Annotated in this window: 1 protein-coding gene; it reads right to left on the reverse strand. The window is 56.8% G+C overall.

The window, feature by feature from the left end:
- Window positions 1–1,022 (reverse strand): condensation domain-containing protein (locus tag FE394_RS17205; protein ID WP_319927576.1); only part of this gene is annotated, 1,022 nt, incomplete at both ends.

Below are 1,022 nucleotides of genomic sequence, written 5' to 3' on the forward strand. Positions count from 1 at the left end.
CCTTCTCCCGCCGTCATGCGCCCGAACAGCACCGTGCCAAACACCACTTTCTCCTGTCCGCTGGTACGCGACAGCACCTGTGCCCATGCCAGATGGCACAGTGCCGCCAGACTGACACCCAGAAACCGGGCCTGCCTGCGCAGACGATCATTCAGTTCCGGCTCCAGCATCCGGTGGGATTCCGTGACCTGCGAACCATCACGATGCACTTCCGTCACGCCGAAAGGCAGTGTCGGCTCTTCCACTTCTGCCAGCATGTCGGTAAAGAAATCGGTGTGTGCTGCCTCACTTTCTCCCAGTCGCGCCTGCGCCACCAGATTGCGGAACGGTACCGGCGCTGGCAGGTTTTGCGCCTGTCCGTCCAGACAGGCCCGGACTTCACGGTGCATGACGTCCAGCGTGGTATGGTCGCCAATCAGATGGTGCAACAATTGCAGGACAATCCAGCGGCCATCCGCTTCCTGAGCCACCACAAAGCGCAATAACGGTGCCTCGCTCAGATCAAGACGATAATGACGGGGGTTAAAACGTTGCGCTAACTGGTCGCTGATAAGCCCGTCAGTTGGATCAAGCGTCAATTCAGTGACTGACAACGGTGCCTGACGCCAGACTACTTGCGCCGGCACAGACAATCCCTGCCAGAGAAAAGCGGTACGTAAAATATCGTGCCGCTCGATTATCTGCTGCATCACCGCCAGATAACGATCCAGCAAAGTCCGATCCGCAAAGGCCATCTGACCCGCCAGCAGATACGGATCGCCTTCGTTTGCCAATAAATGGTGGAACAAAATACCGTCCTGCAAGGGCGACAGCGCATAAATATCCTGAATATTGGCCAATCCGTCCGGTACTTGTCCGACGATACGGTCAATATCAGACTGACTCAGATCAATCAATGGCAACATTGCCGGCGTGAGTGCCGTCGTATCGGAGGTAATCACATTGACAGGCACGACCACGGTCCGGTGCTGCCCCAGCTTTTGCGCCAGACCTGATAACACCGGTGACTGAAACAGGTCACG

Source organism: Xenorhabdus littoralis, assembly GCF_033949345.1.
In the GTDB taxonomy this organism is placed as follows: Bacteria; Pseudomonadota; Gammaproteobacteria; order Enterobacterales; family Enterobacteriaceae; genus Xenorhabdus; species Xenorhabdus littoralis.